This is a genomic window from Photobacterium carnosum (genome assembly GCF_021236965.1).
Taxonomy (GTDB): domain Bacteria; phylum Pseudomonadota; class Gammaproteobacteria; order Enterobacterales; family Vibrionaceae; genus Photobacterium; species Photobacterium carnosum.
In genome coordinates this window covers 63,265-86,343 of record NZ_WMDN01000009.1, presented here as the reverse complement: position 1 = coordinate 86,343, position 23,079 = coordinate 63,265, and the positions used below count along the sequence as shown (strand labels likewise).

Here is a 23,079-nt window from a genome sequence, read left to right as displayed (position 1 = left end):
GCTATTATTTATGCGAATTACGTATAAATGTAAAAAAACACTATACTAAATTTTTAATGTGACCAATATCTCTATATACTCCCGCCTCGGCCAGAACAATTACGTTCAGCCACCTTATTACAAGCTGTCACTAGGATATGTGAACGACCCACGGAGTTGGACCGGCGTTAACTGTAGCTTGTTAATTTAGGTGACTTGTATGTTGTACCATTGGACGAACACCCCTTTAGTTATTTACGCATATTGGCGTAATATCCATCTTTTGTTGATCCCTCAGCAAATGTTTTTCCGATGTCACAATACAATCAATACCTACATTATTCGACACCCACTTATGAACACAATAGGACGAAATAATGCAGTTGTTAATTAGTTTGGCCGGTATTATCATACTGGTTTTATTCGCAATTTTACTTTCAGATAACCGCAAAGCGATCAATTGGCGTACTGTTATTGGCGCTTTAGTACTGCAAGCAAGTTTTGCTGCATTGGTCTTGTATGTTCCCCTCGGTCAAAAAATGCTTGGCGCAATGAGTCATGGTATTGCTGGCTTATTAAGCTTTGCTGATGTTGGTATTCATTTTGTTTTTGGTGACTTATCGAATATTAAAAAAAGTGGCTTTGTATTTGCGATCCGTGTATTACCATTAGTGATCTTTATTAGTGCATTAATTTCATTGTTGTACTACTTCGGTATTATGCAGTGGGTAATTAGAGTATTAGGTGGTGGGATTCAAAAACTATTGGGTACTAGCCGCGCTGAATCATTAGTGGCAACGGGTAATATCTTTTTATCACAAGGTGAATCACCATTATTGGTGCGTCCATTCTTAGCCAAAATGACCCGTTCTGAGCTTTTTGTCGTAATGACATGTGGCATGGCATCTGTTGCAGGTTCGGTGTTGGGTGGTTATGCAGGTTTAGGTGTTGATCTTAAGTTTTTGATTGCAGCTAGTTTTATGGCCGCTCCTGGTGGTTTGTTAATGGCGAAAATTTTAGTGCCAGAACAACAAGTGCCAGAAGAACAAGTTGAAATCGAAATGGCGACTAGTGAGCACAGTAATGCAATTGATGCATTGGCTGCGGGCGCAATGAACGGTATGAAAGTATCGGTTGCGATTGGTACGATGTTAATTGCCTTTGTTAGTGTGATTGCGATGGCGAATGCAGGCTTAGAACAAGTGGGTTATGGCTTAGCAAGTTTAACTTCTGTGGTTGGTTTAGATACCGTATCGCATTGGTTTGCAACAACGCCTCTTAGCATGCAACTTATTCTAGGTTATATCTTTTCTCCATTAGCATTTGTTATTGGTGTTCCTGCTAATGAAATGATGGCTGCGGGTACATTCATTGGTGAAAAACTGATTCTAAATGAATTTGTTGCCTTTATGGATTTTGCATCAATCAAAGAGACATTATCACAACATACTCAAGTCATTATTACCTTTGCGTTATGTGGTTTTGCTAACATTGGTTCGATTGCGATTCAGATTGGTTCAATTGGTGTGATGGCACCTGAACGTCGTAGTGATGTGGCAAAATTGGGTTTTAAAGCAGTAATGGCGGCAACGTTAGCTAACTTAATGAGTGCAACGCTAGCGGGTATTTTCGTCGCGCTATAATGAATATTGTTACTAGATAAATAATCTAGATATAAAAAATAATTAAGCCGTAGTAATGGTTATTGCTACGGCTTTGTTGCTAAGTGTTTTAAGTCACTATTTATCAAATTGCTTGATTAAGATTGATGTGTCTGCGCGGTTAAACCCACGTTGTTGTAATTTTTCATATTCAGCATCAACTTGTTTTGCTAATGGAAGTTCAACATTAAGTTTCTCGGCAGCATCAAAGCAAATCGCAAGATCTTTACGCATCCAATCAATGGTAAAGCCAAAATCAAATGAATCTACAGCCATGGTTTGGGCGCGATTTTCTAATTGCCATGATCCTGCCGCACCATGCTTTAACACTTCGGTCATGGTGTGAATATCAAGACCAGCCGCTTTAGCGAGAGTTACGGCTTCAGATAACCCTTGTAATACACCCGCAATACATAACTGGTTGGCCATTTTTGTTATTTGACCATAACCCGTTTCACCCATTAACGTTGTTGCTTTTGCATATTGTGCAATAGCGTGTTTGGCTTTATTAAATACCGCTTCATTACCGCCAACCATAACCGTTAAGCAACCATTAATCGCGCCAGCTTCACCGCCTGATACGGGGGCGTCTAAAAAGTCACAACCAATGGCATGGGCGGCATCGGCAATTTCGCGTGCAACATCTGCTGATGCTGTCGTGTGATCAACTAAAATAGCCCCCGGTTTAGCGGTGACTAAAATGCCTTGTTGACCCTTATAGATTTCACGTACGTCATCATCATTACCCACGCAGGTGAAAATAATGTCGGCTTCTTTTACCGCATCACAAGGAGTAAGGGCAATTGTGCCATTATATTCTTGAACCCAATTATCTGCTTTTGCCTGGGTTCGATTATAAACTGTTACATGGTAACCTGCTTTGGCGAGGTGGCCTGCCATGGGATAACCCATCGTTCCTAGCCCTAAAAAAGCAACATTTGCTGTCATTATTAATACTTCCTTGATTTTAATTGTGAGCAATTTCTAACATCATAACAAACTATATTATTGCGTAAATGGGTATCAGTTGTATGTGTTTTATGCAAATGAGTGAGGTTTATCAATAGGATTAATTATTCGAGATTAATCGCTTGTAACAAACTGTGTTGGCAATTATCATAACACTCACTTTTATTTTACAGATTGGTTTAGTCACATTTAATGATGTCAATCGTGTTACGCATTATATTATTGGTGTTATGTCTAGGAGCAAGTTCATTTGCTTCCGCATCGCCACAAGCAAATATTATGCATTTCACCTCGACCAGTCCTGTTTATACTGATGTTATTGAAGCGCCAGTATTTAGCACCCATGTTGTTAATACTATCGCTGTGGCTCCTGATATGGTCAGCCGTACTGATCAGTCTCTTACTCTTCAACATAAGAGCGATCAATCGCCAATCCAAAAACATCCAACAGATCGCTATGTAAGTAATAATGGTTTACCTGTTTCTTTTTATAGCACTAGATTAGTTTGGAATTTCCCATCTCCAGCTAATATTAAGATTCCACTCCATAGTGGTAAGCATCATCGTGCTGACGTTATTAATTTAAGTAATATGATTAATATCTCTACGCGATCTTTGAATAGTTTCTACCATAGCGCCGATGAAATAGCGCCAACATTCGAAGTAGTGTTTGAACTCCCCTTACTCCCTATACCTATGCTTGCCATTGGGTATGCAGAACCCATCAGCCCGCAAAATGATTGGATTTTAACGATAAAATCTTCATCATCTCGTGTCTCTGGTTGGAAAGAATCTAATTTACTCTATTCACAGTACGGGCATTCGTTCGTTACGGCATAAGACATTACTGGTGCTTGTGTCATTTATGGCATGGTGTGCTTTACTTAGTGATGTTGCTTTCATCGACACATAAAGCGTTTTATCAATTTATGTATTAAATCTATCAATAGCTATTATTAATACCAAGGTTATCTGTTGTGAATACGATAATCAGCGGACATTCTTATTTATTAAGAATAAAATTAACAATAATTACTGATGTGTTATCGGTCGCAACAATATGATTTGTTGCTAGAGATATGGCTTAAAATAATGAGAAAAAAGAATAATAAACAGATTCTGAATCATTACTCAGCATGGAAATATGTTGTGTTAATTGTGACGGTTTCGATTATGTTGCTTAGTGCTATTCCAACGTGGTATGGCGAAAATGCAGCAGTACAAATTAGTGCGAAAGGCGGCGCGATGCCAACACCTTTTGAGATTCAACGTGTTCTAAAAGAAAATGGCATTGAAGCCAAAACTATTGAACAGCAGCCAACTCGTACTATTGTGGTGGTTAATTCAACCAAAGAACAAACCAATACGAAAGAAGCGTTAAACAGCATTATTCATAATGAAGACCGCTTAACGTTAGCATTAGAACCTGCCGCACCGAAATGGTTGCTAGGTCTAGGTTTTGAGCCTATTAAGTTAGGTCTTGATTTACGTGGTGGTGTGCAGTTCTTACTTGATGTCGATATGAAAGAAGTTTATAAGCAGCATGCCCAGCAGCTGACTGATGATCTTCGTGGTGATTTCCGTAAGCAAGATATTCGTGCTGCACGTTCAGAAATGACCAAGAACAACCAAGTTATTGTGCGTCTGCCAAGTGAAGAAGCGAATGATAAAATTCGTACATACCTTCGTACTCAATACCCACTATGGCAAGCGAAGAATGGCGAAGGCAATAACTTAGTATTGTCTATGCGTGAAGATGAGCAAACCAATCTGCGTAACCTAACCGTACAGCAGAACTTGCAAACTATGCGTGGTCGTATTGAGCAACTTGGTATTACAGAAGCATCTGTACAACGCCAAGGTGAAAACCGTATTCGTATCGAGCTTCCTGGTGTACAAGATCCAGCAGCAGCGAAAAACGTTATTGGTGCAACGGCAAGTTTGGCTTTCTACGCTGTTAAGCAAGAAGGCACTGGTAGCACAATGATTATTGACGACAAAAATGGTCGTCCTGTACGTGTTAGCCGTAAGCCAGTATTAACCGGTGATCATATTATCGATGCACGTGCGAGCATGGGTGAGATGGGTTCTCCTGAGGTTAATATTACCTTAGACAGTGCTGGTGGCAGCATGATGTCAGATTTCTCACGTAATAACGTGGGTCAGCCAATGGCGACTTCGTTCAGCGAATATACTCGTAACGCGAAAGGTCAAACAGTACAAACTAATAAGATCATCAGTGTTGCAACAATTCAAACTCAGCTCGGTAGCCGTTTCCGTATTACGGGTGCAGGTTCACTTGCTGATGCGCAACAATTGGCGTTATTACTACGTGCAGGTTCATTAACTGCGCCAGTTACTATCGTTGCAGAGCGCACAATTGGTCCAACATTGGGTGCTGAAAACATTAAAAATGGTTTCGCTGCTCTAGCATTAGGTTTAGGCGTAACACTTGTCTTTATGGCACTGTGGTACCGTCGCTTAGGTTGGGTTGCAAACATTGCATTGATTACTAATATGATCATGCTTTTCGGTTTAATAGCCTTGATTCCAGGGGCGGTATTAACCTTGCCGGGTATTGCTGGTCTGGTATTGACCGTAGGTATGGCAGTTGATACTAACGTGCTTATTTTTGAACGTATCAGCGATATGGTTCGAGATGGGCGCAGTTTTGCTCAAGCAATTGATCGTGGTTTCAGTAGCGCATTTGGTACTATTTTCGATGCCAACTTTACAACTATGATTACCGCAGTGGTTCTTTACTCAATCGGTAATGGTCCAATTCAAGGCTTTGCATTGACGTTAGGTCTAGGTCTTCTAACCAGTATGTTCACTGGTATATTTACTTCCCGCGCCATTATTAACTTGGTTTGGGGTCGTGATTCTCGACGAGATGTAAGGGTTTAACGCAATGAAAAATTGGATTATTTCACACTTAACTAAATTGCGTTATATGACAGGTCTTGTGTCAATTGCGTTAATGGTTATCTCGATCAGCTTCATTTGTATTCGTGGTTTAAACTGGGGTCTTGATTTTACTGGCGGTGTTGTTAGTGAAATTCAGATGAACAGTCAAATCACTAGCAGTGAAATTGAACCACTGATGGATGCTGGTTTTAAACAAGATGTTATTGTTATTGCAGCAGATGAACCTGGTCGTTGGATTCTACGCTATGCTGTTCCAGCAAAAGGCGAGACTTACCCCGCGATCATTCAGGTACTGGATCCGCTACATGCGCAAGTACAAGTATTAAATACCAGTATTGTTGGACCACAAGTAGGTGCTGAAATGGCATCACAGGGTGGCTTGGCATTACTTGTTACTATGCTTTGTATTCTTGGTTATCTAAGTTACCGTTTTGAATGGCGTCTTGCTGCAGGTGCATTACTTGCCCTAATGCACGATGTTATTTTAGCTGTTGGTTTCTTTGCTATGACGCAAATGGAATTTAATTTAACGGTACTTGCGGCGATCCTCGCTATCTTGGGTTACTCATTGAATGACTCGATTGTTATTGCCGACCGTATTCGTGAACTTCTGATTGCAAAACCAAAGCAAGATATTGAAGCAACTAATAACGAAGCAATTATTGCGACGTTCTCACGTACGATGGTGACATCGGGTACGACATTAATGACGATCAGTTCATTATGGTTATTAGGTGGCTCATCATTGCACGGTTTCTCTATTGCGATGTTTATTGGTGTATTAACAGGTACATGGTCATCGATTTCAGTAGGTACTCTACTTCCTGAATTCTTAGGCTTAAAACCTGAACACTACTTACCAAAACCTGAGTCAAAAGATCCTTAATCGTTAGTTATTAAGTGGTAACAACAAATAATAAACCGTTAACAGTAATGTTAACGGTTTTTTTTTGCTGTAACGTCAAAATCTGAGCTTATTTTTCGGACATAATAAGATTTATTGCTAGACTAATGTAAGTGAAACAAAGCATGGTGAAAGGAGATAGCATGCAACAAAAAATAATCTTAATGTGTAGTACTGTATTATTCATTGTTGGTTGTACTCATACCAATGACGGTGATATTCGTTTTTTACCTGATCAATATATTAATAATGTTGAACACGATAGTCTTTATCATTATGGCTATAATCAAGGATGTGAATCTGCACTGGCAAAAGCAAAAGTAGCAGGGTATAGCTATAACCAAGATATAACGTTAGAGAATCGATCAATACAGTTTACAGAGGGTTGGCGACAAGGTTATTCGGCTTGTGAAGCGGGAAAAGAAGTCATGCTATATAATTTATCGAAAACACCGTAAGGTTTTCGATACATGTCACTATTTTATAAATTAAGGTTTGTTTTATAATTAAAGAATGTTTATTATAGCCAACAAAGAGCATATGTAGGTTTTGGTTTTAATTACCTTTAGTTATTAGATATACCTAAAAAAATAGAAATATAAAAAAACAGATCATGAGATCTGTTTTTTATAAAGGTCAAACTAGCCTAAGTTTGTATTGTTAATTTTTTTCATATGTTTTTATGCCGCAATTGCAGTTACTTTTTGATCATTAAATGCAATATGAGTGGCAACATTTATTTCAGATAATAATAAATAATTTTCTAATTTATTATTATCGAGTTCAACTACAATTTGTAGATGGTATTCAGTCATTTCTCTAAGGTATGAATAGCAATTTATAGCATTGCCACTATTTAATTGTTTATAGCATCCTTCCTTTGCATATACCCAAGCATTGTATGAACACTTTTTGTTTTCTATTTGTGCGATAAATTCCGCAATGTTTTTCATATCTAATCCCTTAATGAACCAATCTATGCTATAGACATCATTAGTATGACGTAAAGCAACCAAACTAAAACCACATATTGATAGTTAATTTGGATAATGTGATATTGATAAGTATTTTTAGGTAATAATGATGCTTACGAATAACTAGTATTAAAATATTTTAATATTAAAGGGGAATAGTCCTAGATATACTTATTGATTGTATTGTTTCATTTTATAAAAATACTCTTTTTAATCTCAATAATAATTATTTAAGGTTAGTATGATTGATTCTAAGACACTGTGTTTTTGGGCTGCTCATTCAGATTTAGAGCATCAATATCATGATAATGAATGGGGTAAACCGAATAAAGATGATGGTTATTTATTCGAATTTTTAATATTAGAAGGCGCTCAAGCAGGGCTTAATTGGTATACCATTCTAAAAAAGAGAGCGAGTTATAAAAAAGCCTTTGAGGGGTATGATATTGATACACTTGCGTCTTATAGTGATCAAGATATTGAAATTCGAATAACTGAAATTATAGCAACATATGATGTAGTTAGGCACCGTAGTAAATTGCGGTCTGTGTTTACTAATGCACGAGCGGCACAAACCTTACAGTGCCAATATGGTGATTTAGCGACCTCATTATGGCAATTTGTTAACTATAAACCTCAAGTAAACCATTGGCCTTCAAAGGATCAAGTCCCCGTTACTACCGCGGAATCATTGGCTTTAAGTCAATTTTTAAAGCAGCATGGGTTTAAATTTATTGGTAATATAACCTGTTATGCTTTTATGCAAGCAGTTGGTATGGTGAATGATCATACGATTAATTGTCATTGTTATCATGCAATTGCAAACAACAAAGGAAAGTAGCGATACAGGTAAAAAAGATCACATTTTGTGAGTTAAATTCGTTATTATAATCGCTGCCATTTTTTCTATTTTATGGGGCGTTATGTCTAAAAAGGCCGTTAAGTTAATTCAGAAGGTTACCTGGGTTGGGTCTATTGCAAATATTGCTTTAGCATTTATAAAAATTACCATAGGTAAACTTACGGGTAGTCAGGCGCTTATTGCCGATGGTGTCCACAGTTTTTCTGACTTGGTAACAGATACTGCTATTCTAATAGGATCGCGTTATTGGACAGCACCTGCGGATAAGGAACATCCTTATGGGCATGGTCGTTTTGAAACGTTAACTAATATTTTTATTGGTTTTATTTTAGCCATTGTAGGTATTGGTATTGGTTGGGATTCATTATATTCAATCAGTAGCGAATCACACTCAGAACCTGGTATGTTAGCATTTAGCGCAGCTGTGGTGTCGGTTGTTGTCAAAGAAGCATTGTATCGTTGGACCGCCATTCAAGCCAAAACTATTAATAGTCGAGCATTGTATGCTAATGCTTGGCACCATCGTTCTGATGCATTAAGTTCACTGCCCGTTGCTATTGCAGTGATAGCAAATTACTTTTTTCCAACCTTTCATTATTTAGATCAAATTGCAGCATTAATTGTTACTGCGATGATTCTAAAAGCGTCGTTTGAAATTTTATGGCCAGCTATTTTAGAATTGACTGAAGCAAAAGCGGATTCTGATATTGAAAAACAAATTCAAGCATATGCTGCTGAATATAAAGATATTAAAGAAGTACATGAAATACGAAGCCGTCGTACAGGTAGTACTATTTTATTAGATTTTCATTTGCTGGTTGATCCTGAAATGAGTGTTGAGCGTGCTCATAATATTACTGAGAATTTCAAAATACATTTATTAGATAAATTAGATGAAGTTGTGGATATTATTATTCATATTGAGCCATATAATTGTGAAGAGCGAATGCTAAATCCATGTTGCGATGATTGTGGTGACAAAAAGGAATAATAAAATAGGTTTTTTAATAACAAGACCGATGATGAAAGCGGTCTTGTTATTACAACTGTTCTTTATTGTAATTCTAATAAGATTAATTAATCTTATTTTGTAACCACTTATCAATATCCATCAATACATCATTATGGTATGGATATTCAATGGATAAATTATTGATAGCCGTTGTGATGGCGGCTGTATTATAAGGCAGATTAAGTAATCGCTGTTCTAATAATTCTAACGGTGCGGGATCAAGACTGTCCGTAAATAGTTTCACTTCAGTTATCACACCTTTATTAACATCAAGGTGTAGCTCTATTCCTCCCCAAGTAAAACGCTCATCTAAGCTATGTGTGAATTGCGGTGTATTACCAAAATTCCAGTCCCAACGACTAAACTTTGCAAAGGTTTCATTAAATCCAGTTAATTCAGGTAGTGCTTGTGGCGAAATATGTTCAGTTTCAACATGCTCATTATAATAATTACAAAACGTTTCAATAATGGCATCACAGACCATTTTATGATCAATATTTTCGACGATTTGATTAAGATTTGTTACGCGTGAACGAACAGACGTAATTCCCTTCGCGGCGAGTTTCTTTTTATCGGGGTTAAGGTAATGCGCGAGCTGTGTTAAATCTGCACTAAGCAGTAACGTGCCATGATGGAAACCACGATCCATTGTTTCACGGTATGCTGATCCTGAAAATTTACGCTCGCCCATTTTATCTTCAACAACTAAGTCATTACGGCCTGTTGCCTTACCATTAATACCCAGTTTTTTTAGCGCTGTAAGTACAATATCGGTTGATACCGTTTTATTGTAATCAGGTTTGCCAGCCATAAAAGTAAAATTAGTATTACCAAGATCATGAAATACGGCACCGCCACCACTTTGACGACGTGCAAGGGTAATACCATCTTGCTCCATTTTTAATGTATTACATTCTTTCCATGGATTTTGTGCTCGTCCAATAACAACTGTATTGTCATTGCGCCATAAGAATAGCACCCTTTGTTGGGGGGACATTGTCCGGAAAATAGCATCTTCAACAGCAAGGTTGAACCATGGATTAGTTGAGTCTGAAATAAGCACTCTAATTTTTGAAGACATTATGCATACCTGACTAAATGTGGATGCAATGAATTTACCCTGTGATTCGAAAGAGGTAAAGCAAGTAAAGGAAATTTTATTTGAGGATTTTAAATAAAAAAACCAAATCACATCCTATAAACTGGAACAAATGTGATTTGGTAACATGTTTTTAATTATGGCTGTCTAGAGAATTTTGTTTTTTCAAGACTATATTATAAGAATAGCATCACAAATTTAGGATGCAAATAACGATAATTGCAAGGTAAGGTTACTTTTTGTTATTGGTAAGCGGACATAATGTAATGAATGAGTAAATATTGTAAAAGGTAAAGTATATGCGAAAGGATGATGATAGAAAGGTCTGTAACAAAGAGAAGGTTTGCGCTGAAAGGTAAGTAATAAATCAGTAAGAGCATGGATTGATTACCATGCTACCTCTAATCTATATATGATATAAAAATATTATGTTGAACTAGATTAGTTACTGATTGTTCGTTGTTTGTTCTGTTGGTGTCGATTGACTTGTTTGGTTAAAGACATCATAAGTGATGAAGTAGCCAATCAATAAAATGAGGGGAATAAATTTTATCCACTTGTTCATAATGATACCCAGCCAAAAAATGTTCGGCTACCATACCAGTCTTCCTCTGTAGGTAAAGAACCATTAATGAAAAGTTAGGTTTACATTACCAATGGTCGCGATAAGCGACTGAGTTAACCTAATGAATTAAATGTTGCTTTATGCTCTTATATTTTACGGCTATGAACAAAAAAAGCCAACGTATTGGCTTTTTTTGAAATAAGGGGTATCGATTAACAGTCAATTAAAAATAAAGGCGCATGACTGACTCAGCAACACAGGCAGGACGACGGCAGCCTTCGATTTCAACGGTAATTTCTTGGACTATTTCTAAACCGCGTTTGATCGGTGTTACAGATTGAATTTTTGTTCTTGCACGAATGTTAACACCAGCTTTAACTGGGTAAGGGAATCGAACTTGGTTTAAACCATAATTAACTGTCATTTTTGCTGATGGAAATTTAGGGTTAGCAGGATCAACACTGTCAGTGAGTACTGATAGGAGTGAAAGCGTTAAAAAGCCATGTGCAATGGTTGTTTTAAAAGGTGATTCTGCTGCTGCTTTTTCTGGATCAGTATGGATCCATTGATGATCATCAGTGACATTCGCAAAATTATTGATACGTAATTGATCGACGGCCAACCATTCGCCAACATGAATTTCTTCACCCAATGATGCCGTAATTTCATCCATGACTTTAGTTGCTTCTGGATGTATTTCTATTCCAATCGGTTCAGAGACGACTTCACCATTAGATATCGATACAAGGTTATGATCTTTTACCCAAGTTGCAAAGTGGCTACTGTTAGCCTTATTGAGAAATTCGATCCAATAATCACGAATTGATGGTGATAGCCAGTCTTTAAATTCAAACTGGTGATGTGATAACACGTCACGCTTACGTTTGATAAAATCGACTACTTTTACTTTCATAGAGCAAAACCTTAGTTTGAAATGCCATGCTTTGGTTTGGGGCAGGGCATTGTAGCTATTATTCACAGTAGTACAACGGGTATTTTTTATAACAAATACTTATGAAACTCATCGGATGAGTTAATTTTAAAGGATGTTGATGCTATTACGCAATAATTAAATAGTGTTTTTTTGTGATTTTTATAAAGTGCAACACTTTATAGTGAAAGTGTCGCTAAATATTATCTAGAATTATGATAAACCATGGGGTCTTAATGGCGACTGAAATTAATTTAATCATTGCGAGCTATAATAATAGTACATACTTTAGATGAGTCATGGAGGGCGGGAATAATGGCATATGAAGCTAATTTTGATGGCTTAGTTGGGCCTACACATAATTACAGTGGTTTATCTACGGGTAATATTGCTTCTTTAACCTATAAACACCAAATTTCAAATCCTAAACAGGCGGCATTACAAGGTTTAGACAAAATGCGTGCCCTCGCTAATTTAGGGTTGATTCAAGGCGTCATTGCCCCTCAAATGCGGCCTGATATAAAAATGTTACGTCGATTAGGCTTTAGTGGTAATGATAACCGAGTGTTACAACAAGCATCAAAACACGCGCCTCAGCTATTAAGCTGTTGTTATTCAGCATCAAGTATGTGGGCTGCTAATGCTGCAACAGTGTCACCATCGGCAGACACTAATGATCGACGAATACATTTTACGCCAGCTAATTTAGTGAGTCATTTCCATCGTTCTATTGAGCATCAAACAACTGCACGTATTTTGGCGGTGATGTTTAATGATGATAATCGTTTTTGTCATCATCAGCCATTACCAGCATCTGAACAGTTAGGTGATGAGGGGGCGGCTAACCATACTCGTTTTTGTGATCAATATGGGCATCAAGGTGTCGAAATGTTTGTTTTTGGCCGTTATGGTTTTGATCAACATCAACAGGCTCCAATGCAATATCCGGCTCGACAAACCTATGAAGCGAGTGCTGCTATTGCACGATTACATCAATTAGATCCGCAACAGGTTGTAATGGCTCAACAGAATCCATTATTAATTGATCAAGGTGTGTTTCATAATGATGTGATCGCGGTTGGAAATCAGCAAACGTTATTTTGTCATCAATATGCTTTTTTAAATCAAACCGATGTTTACCAACAGCTCCAACAAAAAATGGGAATGGATTTTTCGATTATAGAAGTACCTAATGATGTGGTCAGTGTCGATGACGCAGTAAGTAGTTATTTATTTAATTCACAACTAGTGACGTTGCCAAATGGTGATGTTAGCTTAATTTTACCGCACCAGTGCAGAGATAACCCACGGGTATGGCACTATGTACAACAATTATTGCAAATGCGAGTTGGTATTAACCGAGTTGATTTATTTGATCTAAGTCAGAGTATGAAAAATGGCGGTGGGCCAGCATGCTTACGTTTGAGAGTAGTATTAACGGCTCAAGAACAACAAGCGGTTAATCCTGCAGTATTATTGACTGATTCCTTATTCAAACAGCTACAAGCATGGATTCATTTACATTATAGAGATCAGTTGGTAGACGCTGATTTTGCTGATCCATCATTATTATTACAGTCTCAGACGGCATTAGATGAGCTTACTCGTATTTTAAAATTAGGCTCAGTTTATGATTTTCAACGGATGTAATATAGAGCTAGTCTATTGTGTATGATGGTGGTTTATTGATTATTATCGATAAGAATTATTATGACAACGCTTGACCTGTTTTAGAGCAAACAGAGATAATGACAGTTATAAATCAATGAGTGACATAATCACTTATAGCAACGAAGAATTGATGGAGTTTCAATGGCAAAGCTAAGCCTACAAGAACAAATGCTAAAAGCGGGTCTTATTGATAAGAAAAAGCTAAAAAAAGCGGGCAAAACAACAAAAAAATCACGCACACAAGCTAAAGAAGCAAAGGCTGCTGTTGAGGAAAATCGTGTTTCTCAACTTGAAAAAGATAAAGCTCTTAACCGTCAGCGTGATGAAGAAGCATTGCAAAAAGCATTCATTTCACAAGTAAAACAATTAATTGAAATGAACCGTTTAGATCGTAATAACGGCGACATTGGTTATAACTTTACTGACGGTACTACCGTTAAGAAAATTTATGTTGATAAGTTAATGCAAAAGCAGCTTGTTAATGGTCGTCTTGCGATTGCACGCTACCTTGATGGTTATGAAGTTATTCCCGCGACCGTTGCTGATAAAATTGCAATGCGTGATCAAGAATCAATTGTACTTAATAATGTGGTTGATGACAGTATTGCTGATGAAGATGATCCATATGCAGACTTTGTTATTCCAGATGATTTGATGTGGTAAATATAACGTGACATTGAAAAGTCTCTTTTGAGGCTTTTTTTTTGTCTAAAATATTTGGCGAGAGGATGTTTTTGGTATTACTGTTTTAAAGATAGGTATAAAAATAGTAATACATACGGATAAAAGTGATCGTTTGCTTATTAAATTCGACGTTAAGAGAGTTGTAATTTAATCCAATAGGGAATATTTTAATGAGAGTATTTATCATTTGCATTACTGCGGTAATGGTAATGATAAATAAACGGACGATAGTAGTGTCTGTCGATATCAGAATAGTTCAGCCATTACTATTGGGTTGTGATGATGATAAACATACCAGGATGATAATAATGAATAATGAAATAACACGTTGGTTGCAACGTGACCCTGATCCTAAATCATGCCAAGAATTACAACAGCTAATTGCTGATAATGCGATTGTAGAATTAGCCGATCGCTTTAATGGACGATTAGCATTTGGTACCGCGGGTTTACGTGGCATCGTTGGTGCTGGACCGAACCGTATGAATCGACTTGTGATTCAAGAAACAGCGACAGGGCTTGGTCAATATCTTCTTCGAACAGATAGCAACGCTGCTCATAACGGCGTCGTCATTGGTTATGATGGCCGTCCAGATTCACGTCAGTTTGCTCATGACACAGCGGCAGCGTTAACGGCTCAAGGTATTAAGGTTTACCTCACTACCAAAGTTGCTGCAACCCCGATTGTGGCTTTTGGCGTTAAACATTTACATACTGCTGCCGCTGTTGTTGTTACCGCTAGCCATAATCCGCCAGCCTATAATGGCTTTAAAGTGTATTGGAATAATGGTGCGCAGATTATTCCGCCTCATGATGCTGGTATTGCGGCTGAAATTGATAAAGCGACCCAATCTGAATTACATCTTATGGATTTAGCTGAAGCTGAAACGAACGGTTTATTGGTTTGGTTAGATGATGCGTATTATCAAGATTACCGACAAGCGATCAATTCGACACCATTATTAAATAATCATCATAATCCACAAGCGATTAGCCTTGCTTATACTGCGATGCATGGTGTGGGTGCTGAGATGGCTGAAACATTACTTGCTGATGCAGGTTTTACTCATGTTTATAGTGTTGCTGCGCAACGAGAGCCTGATGGTGCTTTTCCGACCGTTAAGTTCCCTAATCCTGAAGAGCCGGGTGCGATGGATCTTGTGATCGCAGAAGCGAAACAACATGGGGCTATTTTAGCGTGCGCAAATGATCCCGATGCTGATCGTTTTGCTGTTGCTGCACGTTGTGCTGACGGTGAGTTTCAAATGTTAACCGGTGATCAAGTCGGCACATTATTTGGTTATTATCTACTTAATCATGCGCAAGCATCTGCTAGTTTAGTCGGTAATACGATTGTTTCATCCACCTTGTTAGGTAAAATTGCAACAGCGCTTGGAGCACAATATTATCAAACGCTAACAGGTTTTAAATGGTTAACCAATGTTGCCATGGAGCGCCAAACTGATGATCATCAATTCCTATTTGCTTACGAAGAAGCCTTAGGTTACACCATTGGTTCGACGGTATGGGACAAAGACGGTCTCTCTGCATTAGTGGCTTTTGCACAATTAACCGCAGAACTTACTGCGAAAGGGCAAACAGTTTGGGATCAGCTAGAAGCTATTTATCGTGAATATGGTTTATATATTAATGCTCAACGCAGTATTGCTCTTGATCCAACCGCGGCTCCTATTGGTGATTCATTACGTGCAATGCCACCACGCGCTATTGCAGGATTAGCTATTTGTAGTACTGAAGATTTTAAAACATCATTACGTACGTTTGCTGATGGTTCTGTGGAAGCGATTGACTTACCGATCAGTGATGTATTGATCTATCATTTAGAAGATGGTGCACGTGTTGTGGTGCGTCCTTCAGGTACTGAACCTAAATTGAAATGTTATTATGAAGTTGTCGAGCCGATGAGCCAAGAAGAGACATTTGAACATGCTCAACTTCGTGCACAGGAAATGATGGATCGATTAATTGCTCAGCATCAAGCATCGTTGTGATTCAAATCGTGACAATGTGGTAAAGCTGACCTCGGGTTGATTTTCAGTGTATAATCGCCGCAGTTTTAATTTGTTTTAGATAACCAAGGGTTTACCATGCACGATCTTAATATATCGTTACCTGATGATTATGAAAAAGAGCCAGAATTACCGATTCCATCTATTGATGATCAAAAGAAAATTGTGGCAGAGCTTAAGCGTTTAGAAGCTGCGGGTGAATTAACCCCTGAAATTTTACACGCATTCATGACAGGTGAGCGTTTACCTGAATAAGATCATGTGATCTTTGCGTAATAAAAAGCCTCTTACTGCTCTTCATTTATTGAAGCAGTAAGAGGCTTTTTTTATGTCTTATTAATAGTCACTTCAACGTTCGTAGGAATAACCCCAATTATTACTATGCTTTGTTGAACTAATTGTTTGTTACTGAATCAAGGCGGTAATCAACAACGTTGAATTTACGTGCAACAATAGGTAAACGACCCATTATTGTTGTCATAAATAAGATCAATAATGTAGGCAATAACCAACTTGCATGCGCTTGATATAGCGGTAATGCATCATTAAAGAACTGATTAAGATCTGTCGGCATTTTACCTAGAATACTAACGGCATCAATAGTACCAAATACCATTGCGGTTACTAATACTGATGTATGAGTCAAGGTCGAAACATGAGTAGCCGAAGCTGTTAATGAGGCAAAGACTAATGCAATTGCGACTGGGCATAAGACCAAGATCGCAGGTAGACTAATTTTTAAAATATCATTAAGGCCGAAATTAGCAATAATACCGGTTAATACCACAATAATTGTTGCTGTAAATCCAAACGAAGCTTTGAAAGTTTGCTGATAATATTCAGCACAAGCATTGGTTAAACCTACCGTGGTCGTTAAACATGCCATGATAATAATCGCGGCTAATAACCATTGGCCATAAGCACCAAATTCACCCGCAACATAACGGGTTAAGATCACACTGCCATTCATACCATGGGTTGCAATAGAGGTTGATGTTGCGCCAACATATCCCATTGCAATATAACAACCGCCCATTAGTACAAAATAGATCATTGCGACTTTAAATGAAACACTAGCAATGCCTTTTTGTGAAATTACACCTTTAGCTTTAATCGCTTGAATAATAACCCAACCAAAACCGACGGCTGCGATAGCATCCATAGTCATATAGCCTTGAATTAAACCACTGGTCACGGCGCTATGCTGATAGTCACCATAAGGGGCTGCTGGTAAGCCAAGCGGTGAAAAGAATGCGGCTAGTCCTAAACCTGCTAAAAGTAAAATCAGTGCAGGCGTCATTACTTTACCGATGAAACTGACTAAGTTGCCTGGTTTAAAGGCTAAAAGTAGCGTTAAAGCTGAGAAGATAATAGAAAAAGCAACCAGATGATCGGCTTTGAAAAAAGGTTTTAATCCCATTTCATAAGCAACGGTAACTGCTCGAGGCATACCAAACGCAGGGCCAATTGCAGTGAACAATAGTACCCAGAAAGTTGTGGCTAACCATTTTGGCAGTGCTTTTGTGAGGTTATTGGTACTGCCAATACGTCCAAGGACAATAATAGTGAAAGCAGGCAGGCCAACAGCCGTGACTAAAAAGCCACTCATAGCCGAAGTTAATGATGTACCTGCATCTAAGCCCATTGCTGGGGGAAAGATCAGATTACCAGCACCTAGAAATAGGGCGAAGGTCATTAGACCAATAGCGAGTAAGTCTTGTGTTTTCAAATGTTATACCTGCATTGTGGTGAATATTGAACAGTAATTAATAACTTAACGGTGTAAGTGTTATTTTGCTGTTTCTTCGTTTAATAATGGTTCCGCAGGATTGCTGAAAGGAAGATATGAAGAGTTGAAACTATCTTCCATCAGCATGGCTGACGGAAGCTTGTCCGCCAGCCTAGCGAATAATCACTAGGATAAAAGCGGAAATAATTCGAGATGTTTTTTTTGTCGTCATAGAAGTCACATCAACCCAAGCGTTAGTCGCTATCGTCGATGCTAAATGTTTTTGTGCTCTATGTTCAAACTGTGTTGAATGCATAATTTAACAACTTCTATAAATGAATACGTGAATTACAGGTTAAAAATATAAAGAAAAGTTAGTGTTGTAAATAACTTTCTTCAACTTATTTTTAATGGCTGTGAAAATAATATGATTAAATCGTTTAATATTAATTGGTTAGCGTTATTCGGCTGTTTATTGTTAGCGGTGATGGTAATACCAATTGATTGTGTTGTTAGTTATTTATTGTTGGGTAATAAAAGAATAATGACAAGGCTAGAAATTATCTAGCCTTGTCATTTTAAATTAACTTATTACAACGCTATCGTGATTTTTATATTCACGAGAACACAATTTACTGATAAAAATAGTGATGGCGACAGGGACTAACCAAGATGCGTGAGAACTAAATAATGGTAACCAGTGCTCAGCAAAAGGAATCACTGTTGTTGGTAGCTTCCCGAGAATATTTAGCGCATCAATACTGCCAAATAATGTAGCTACAATCACTACCGTAGTCTGACTGATAGAGATATGGCGTTGTTCTGCTGTTGAGTGAGTACGGATGAAAAAGGTTGAAATAATTAATGATATTGAAATAGGACATAAAATTAAAATAGCAGGTAGGCTTACTTGAATAATCGTTTCCAAGCCAACGTTAGAAATAATTGCAGTCAATACCATAATGACAGTAGCACTGATTTTAAATTTTACGCCGTAGGTGTTTTTATAATATTCACCATTAGCATTGGTTAGACCTACAGTGGTGGTTAAACAAGCCATTAAGGTAATTGTTGCTAATAATAGTTGGCCTAATGTTCCAAACTCACCTGCAGCATAACGAGTCAAAATTTCACCACCATTGGTTGCTTGTGGTGCAATATCAGAAGATGTAGCGCCTAAATATCCCATAGCAAGGTAACAAAGTGACATAAGAAATGCGTAAATCAGTGCGATACGAAGAGTGTAGTAAGAAATGGCTTTATTGCATTTCACACCGGTATTACGAATAGTTTGAATAATAACCCAACCAAAAGCGACAGCTGCAATAGCATCTAATGTCATGTAGCCTTGAATTAGACCATTAACAGTCGGAGCTTGACGGTAGGTTTCAATGGCTGCTGTTGGTGTACCTAATGGATTAATAACAGCTGAGATAGCCAGTAATGCTAACATTGCAATCAATGCCGGTGTCATTACTTTACCAATATAATCAACAAGCTTACCCGGTTTTAAAGCCAGTACTAATGTAAGAGCACAGAAAACAGCGGAGAAGATCATTAATCCGTTACCTGAATAAAAAGGTTTGATCCCCATCTCATAGGCAACCGTAACAGCACGAGGTAAAACAAAAGCAGGGCCAAGTGTGGTGAGTACTAAGAACCAAAAAGAGCGATCCATCCATTTTGGTAATGCGGCTGTTAATTTATCAGCAGAAGATAAACGGCCCAGAACAACTAACGTTAATGCTGGCAAACCAACGGCTGTGAGTAAAAATCCAGCAATAGCGATAAGCCAGTTTTCACCTGCTTGTTGTGCCATTAGAGGGGGGAATATTAAGTTACCAGCACCAAGAAATAATGCAAAGGTCATAAAACCAATGGCTGCAAGTTCTTTTCTTTTCAAATGACATACCTTAATTCAAATAAAACAATCTGAGTCAGTATGCTGGAAGAGATAATTTAGAAGTGAAATTCATATCCGCCAGCGTTACTGACGAATAAGTTAACCGTCAGCGTCAGAGAATGACGACGACGACAGAGTTTAGCGTACAAGCAATCGATAAGGTTGCTGTAGTTGTAGCATCCTGATTGTTGTTAATGTTTTGAGACATAACTTATACGCTCTACATAAAAATGAGGCTTAAACTTAATCGGAATTGAGGTGCTTGTAAAGCATGATGAGGAAATAAACACTATTTTTTTAATACTGATTAACTGAATACTATATAAACAACTGAATTATAGTCATTATATAACAGCATCCAGTCGTTTATAAAAGAGGTGAATATTACTCACTAAGTAATAATGCTTGTAATTCAGCTAATGAAGAGACGGTATAAGTAGGATTAATACCTTCTGGTTGTGGTTTTTGTTCGACATTAAGCCAACACGTGTCCATTCCTGCATTAATACCACCTAAAATATCAGACTGAGGATTATCACCAACCATAAGAATATTCTGACGTTGAGTTATGTTCATTTTTTGGCAAGCATAATCAAAAATACGAGTATCAGGTTTTGCGACACCTATTTGTTCTGAAATGATAAGCACATCAAAAAAATCTTTAAATCCGGTACGCTGTAATCGCATTTCCTGAAGTGCAGTAAAGCCATTGGTAATAATACCTAGTTTTGTTTGTGGCTTTAATGCATCAAGGAGTGATTTTGCACCTGTTAATGGGGTACAAATATCAGCCATTACCATTAAGAAATCATGATTTAGTTGTTCTGTCGATAATGAAAGGGTTACTGCCCATGATTCAAAACGAATATTCTGTAATTCCGTTGCTGAAATTTCCCCATTTTGATAATCAACCCATAATGGTCTATTAATGGCTTCATATTGTTCGAAATCAGTATTGGTGAAGGTAACATTATGCCGAGAAAACATCAGTTGAAGGCCGCGAAAGGCATCAAAGTGAAATAAGGTTTCATCTGCATCAAATAAAATCCATTGGTACTTCATTAAACATAACTCTCTTTTATTGGGTGGAGATTATATTTTATTCACTCTTGCTGAGCAGATTGTAGTTTACTTGAAGTTAGGATGTACAAGCTAGAGAATCACGATTAATTACTACGACCTATGAGTTATATCTATGGATAGATAATTTTTATTGAACTTAATAGTGTGATATATGTCTACTTATACCATAATCATATTATCTCTTTTAATAGTGAAAAATTAGTCAATTGGGGAAAAAACATGGGTATTTTATCTTGGATTATTTTGGGTTTAATTGCTGGTGCATTAGCTAAATGGTTAATGCCTGGTGAAGATGGCGGCGGTTGGGTTGTAACAATGGGACTGGGTATTGGTGGTGCTTTTGTAGGTGGTTTTGTCGGTAAGTTTATTGGTCTAGGTCATGCAGACGGTGTAAACCTAGGCAGCATTATTACTGCTACATTAGGCGCATTCATCTTATTGTTTGTTTATAATAAGTTTATTCGTTAATAATCATATTATTACTGTTGTTATTTATACTAAAAGCGAGTCGTTTTGTACGATTCGCTTTTTTTTGAGTCGAAGATAGCATGGTTGTGAGTTGTGATTAAATATAAAAACAAGCCCGCGACTGATTAATATCGTCACGGGCTTTATTATTTATTGGCGTTTATTGCTATGCCGCTTGTGGTTGTAGGTAACCTAACCATGCTGTTTGGTATAACTGGTGTGATTGTTGGCGTAGTTGCTTAATTTGTGCTGCTTCAAATTCTGATAATGAACGTTGTTGTTGCTGCGCTAAACGTTCAATGTGTTGAATTTTTTCGTAAAGATCATGTTCTGGACCATTTTTAATGGTTGATATTTCATTTAAATGAAGTTGAACTTCAGTAATAATTTGGCTATGAGGTAAACGTACTAATACGTTTAAATCACGATAGCCTGATGGGGTTGGATTTTTAAAGCGATTTTTTACGCTAACGATAGTCGCTTCTTTTGCTAGTAATTCATAAGCTTGAACTAGCGTTGGAATATCGTTAGCAATAATTGAGCCTCGAGCTATATCGGTGATCTTATCTGTTTCGCCTTGCAATTCGGTTGCGATTTTTTGTTGTGAACGCTGTGCTGATTTAATCTTTGGAATAACAATATTTGTGGCGGATGCCAAGCTAACACTTTGTAGTAATGTTTGTAACTCGATTTGGGCGGTAGTTGATGCCAAATACAGTGCATCAAAATTATTAAAGGGTTGGCGTAGATTATCATCCCTCCACGATTGAATGCTGTATAAGCCACTCAAGTCACGTTGAAAAGCTTTACGGCTAGCTTGTGTCTGACGAGTTTGTGATTGGTCATGGGTATTAAAAGCGGGAGCGATCGCTGGTGCTGCTACAACGGTGCGGCTGAGCATACAAAAAAGAACAAAACTTGTACGTAAAACAGATTTTATGTTCATTAAACAACTCCTAAAGATATTGCAGTTACAATATCGAGACATACTAAAACGGGTATAACCAAAAAGAGCGTATGTGGCTGTAATGTGCTATCTGTTTACATGTTAGTAACTTTACCTTGAACGGGACTTGAATACTGTGCTGATATTCATATTTTTGAATTATTTATTACAGTTTATTTACATTATTTATAAATATAGTCATATTAGCGGACAATCATGAGATTAGTTTTTATGTTGTATGCAGGCTTTATTATCAATGACCATACTAAATAGACGTAGAATGCGGCATAGTAATGAGGTTATTATGAATACTATAAGAAATGTTTTTAAGGAAAAAAGATGCAGGAAAATCTATTAATTGGTTTCGTTGTTATTTGGTTAGGTTTAACTGTAGGCAGTGTGATGTTATTCCAACGCGGTAATGATGTGGCTAAAAAACGTCGTTTATGGCCAATTTATACGGTGTTTAGTAATGTTGTCATTGGTGGTTTTATTATTTTTATGCAACCACCTACCGCATGGATGATTTCAATATTGATTTTATTAATTCCTGTAACGTTACTAACTATCCGCTCAACAAAATTTTGTGATAGTTGTGGTCAGGCGAGTCGCTCGCCTTTTTTTATGAAGCCGCCACAAGTGTGTAGTCATTGTAAAAAGCCGTTGTAGAGTTATACGACA

At 37.5% G+C, this 23,079-nt stretch carries 21 protein-coding genes; 13 read left to right on the top strand and 8 right to left on the bottom strand.

Features of this window, described 5'->3' with window-relative positions; all coding sequences use genetic code 11:
- The first annotated feature begins 356 nt into the window (after positions 1-356).
- Positions 357-1,622, top strand: a complete 1,266-nt coding sequence (locus GLP24_RS10540; RefSeq protein ID WP_101767945.1) for a NupC/NupG family nucleoside CNT transporter — start codon at positions 357-359, stop codon at positions 1,620-1,622.
- A 96-nt stretch (positions 1,623-1,718) separates the two neighbouring features.
- On the opposite strand, the gene GLP24_RS10535 is transcribed toward GLP24_RS10540, so the two are convergent.
- Positions 1,719-2,591 carry an NAD(P)-dependent oxidoreductase gene (locus GLP24_RS10535; protein WP_407951500.1) on the bottom strand — a complete coding sequence of 291 codons (873 nt, stop codon included), beginning with the start codon at positions 2,589-2,591 and terminating at the stop codon, positions 1,719-1,721.
- A gap of 210 nt (positions 2,592-2,801) precedes the next feature.
- Between GLP24_RS10535 and GLP24_RS10530 the strand changes: the two genes are divergently transcribed.
- The 4 genes from GLP24_RS10530 to GLP24_RS10515 all read left to right on the top strand — a co-directional run bounded on the left by GLP24_RS10530 (position 2,802) and on the right by GLP24_RS10515 (position 6,899).
- Entirely contained in the window at positions 2,802-3,449 is a 648-nt protein-coding gene (locus GLP24_RS10530; protein ID WP_232615979.1) for a hypothetical protein, read from the top strand.
- A 252-nt stretch (positions 3,450-3,701) separates the two neighbouring features.
- Positions 3,702-5,516 (top strand): protein translocase subunit SecD, encoded by a 1,815-nt coding sequence (secD, locus tag GLP24_RS10525; RefSeq protein ID WP_232615978.1) that lies wholly within the window; start codon positions 3,702-3,704, stop codon positions 5,514-5,516.
- A gap of 4 nt (positions 5,517-5,520) precedes the next feature.
- Complete coding sequence (gene secF / locus GLP24_RS10520; protein WP_221942890.1) at positions 5,521-6,423, top strand: protein translocase subunit SecF; 903 nt, start codon at positions 5,521-5,523, stop codon at positions 6,421-6,423.
- Positions 6,424-6,584: 161 nt separating this feature from the next.
- Positions 6,585-6,899 (top strand): hypothetical protein, encoded by a 315-nt coding sequence (locus GLP24_RS10515; RefSeq protein ID WP_232615977.1) that lies wholly within the window; start codon positions 6,585-6,587, stop codon positions 6,897-6,899.
- A 222-nt stretch (positions 6,900-7,121) separates the two neighbouring features.
- On the opposite strand, the gene GLP24_RS10510 is transcribed toward GLP24_RS10515, so the two are convergent.
- Entirely contained in the window at positions 7,122-7,394 is a 273-nt protein-coding gene (locus GLP24_RS10510) for a hypothetical protein (RefSeq protein ID WP_101767951.1), read from the bottom strand.
- A 262-nt stretch (positions 7,395-7,656) separates the two neighbouring features.
- On the opposite strand from GLP24_RS10510, the gene GLP24_RS10505 reads away from it, so the two are divergent.
- Together GLP24_RS10505 and GLP24_RS10500 are read left to right on the top strand one after the other, a co-directional pair.
- Positions 7,657-8,256, top strand: a complete 600-nt coding sequence (locus tag GLP24_RS10505) for a DNA-3-methyladenine glycosylase I (protein WP_232615976.1) — start codon at positions 7,657-7,659, stop codon at positions 8,254-8,256.
- A gap of 82 nt (positions 8,257-8,338) precedes the next feature.
- Positions 8,339-9,268 carry a cation diffusion facilitator family transporter gene (locus tag GLP24_RS10500; protein ID WP_101767953.1) on the top strand — a complete coding sequence of 310 codons (930 nt, stop codon included), beginning with the start codon at positions 8,339-8,341 and terminating at the stop codon, positions 9,266-9,268.
- An 82-nt stretch (positions 9,269-9,350) separates the two neighbouring features.
- On the opposite strand, the gene GLP24_RS10495 is transcribed toward GLP24_RS10500, so the two are convergent.
- On the bottom strand, positions 9,351-10,370 hold the full coding sequence (locus GLP24_RS10495; RefSeq protein WP_232615975.1) for a lipoate--protein ligase: 1,020 nt from the start codon (positions 10,368-10,370) through the stop codon (positions 9,351-9,353).
- A gap of 806 nt (positions 10,371-11,176) precedes the next feature.
- Positions 11,177-11,866, bottom strand: a complete 690-nt coding sequence (locus tag GLP24_RS10490) for a MaoC family dehydratase (protein ID WP_101767955.1) — start codon at positions 11,864-11,866, stop codon at positions 11,177-11,179.
- Between the two features lie 330 nt (positions 11,867-12,196).
- Here GLP24_RS10490 and astB point away from each other — a divergent pair, with 330 nt between their 5' ends.
- The 4 genes from astB (at position 12,197) to GLP24_RS10470 (ending at position 16,524) form a co-directional block, all read left to right on the top strand.
- On the top strand, positions 12,197-13,534 hold the full coding sequence (gene astB, locus GLP24_RS10485) for an N-succinylarginine dihydrolase (RefSeq protein ID WP_232616006.1): 1,338 nt from the start codon (positions 12,197-12,199) through the stop codon (positions 13,532-13,534).
- 162 nt (positions 13,535-13,696) lie between these two features.
- Complete coding sequence (locus tag GLP24_RS10480) at positions 13,697-14,218, top strand: DUF2058 domain-containing protein (RefSeq protein ID WP_232615974.1); 522 nt, start codon at positions 13,697-13,699, stop codon at positions 14,216-14,218.
- Positions 14,219-14,547: 329 nt separating this feature from the next.
- Entirely contained in the window at positions 14,548-16,251 is a 1,704-nt protein-coding gene (locus GLP24_RS10475; protein ID WP_232579300.1) for a phospho-sugar mutase, read from the top strand.
- 96 nt (positions 16,252-16,347) lie between these two features.
- Positions 16,348-16,524, top strand: coding sequence for an ATPase (locus GLP24_RS10470; RefSeq protein WP_045040131.1), 177 nt, complete (start codon positions 16,348-16,350; stop codon positions 16,522-16,524).
- Positions 16,525-16,663: 139 nt separating this feature from the next.
- Here GLP24_RS10470 and brnQ (GLP24_RS10465) read toward each other — a convergent pair whose 3' ends face one another.
- The 3 genes from brnQ (GLP24_RS10465) to yjjG form a co-directional block, all read right to left on the bottom strand.
- Positions 16,664-17,998, bottom strand: a complete 1,335-nt coding sequence (gene brnQ / locus GLP24_RS10465) for a branched-chain amino acid transport system II carrier protein (RefSeq protein ID WP_232615973.1) — start codon at positions 17,996-17,998, stop codon at positions 16,664-16,666.
- 583 nt (positions 17,999-18,581) lie between these two features.
- Positions 18,582-19,901, bottom strand: a complete 1,320-nt coding sequence (gene brnQ, locus GLP24_RS10460; protein WP_101767959.1) for a branched-chain amino acid transport system II carrier protein — start codon at positions 19,899-19,901, stop codon at positions 18,582-18,584.
- Between the two features lie 384 nt (positions 19,902-20,285).
- The gene (yjjG, locus tag GLP24_RS10455) at positions 20,286-20,963 is read right to left on the bottom strand and encodes a pyrimidine 5'-nucleotidase (protein WP_232615972.1); all 678 of its coding nucleotides are present in this window, start codon (positions 20,961-20,963) and stop codon (positions 20,286-20,288) included.
- A gap of 240 nt (positions 20,964-21,203) precedes the next feature.
- Here yjjG and GLP24_RS10450 point away from each other — a divergent pair, with 240 nt between their 5' ends.
- Positions 21,204-21,452 (top strand): GlsB/YeaQ/YmgE family stress response membrane protein, encoded by a 249-nt coding sequence (locus GLP24_RS10450; protein WP_101767961.1) that lies wholly within the window; start codon positions 21,204-21,206, stop codon positions 21,450-21,452.
- Between the two features lie 166 nt (positions 21,453-21,618).
- Here the strand turns inward: GLP24_RS10450 and GLP24_RS10445 are convergent, their stop codons facing one another.
- The gene (locus GLP24_RS10445; RefSeq protein ID WP_101767962.1) at positions 21,619-22,398 is read right to left on the bottom strand and encodes a RelA/SpoT domain-containing protein; all 780 of its coding nucleotides are present in this window, start codon (positions 22,396-22,398) and stop codon (positions 21,619-21,621) included.
- A 339-nt stretch (positions 22,399-22,737) separates the two neighbouring features.
- On the opposite strand from GLP24_RS10445, the gene GLP24_RS10440 reads away from it, so the two are divergent.
- Positions 22,738-23,067 carry a hypothetical protein gene (locus tag GLP24_RS10440; RefSeq protein WP_101767963.1) on the top strand — a complete coding sequence of 110 codons (330 nt, stop codon included), beginning with the start codon at positions 22,738-22,740 and terminating at the stop codon, positions 23,065-23,067.
- Positions 23,068-23,079: the final 12 nt, after the last annotated feature.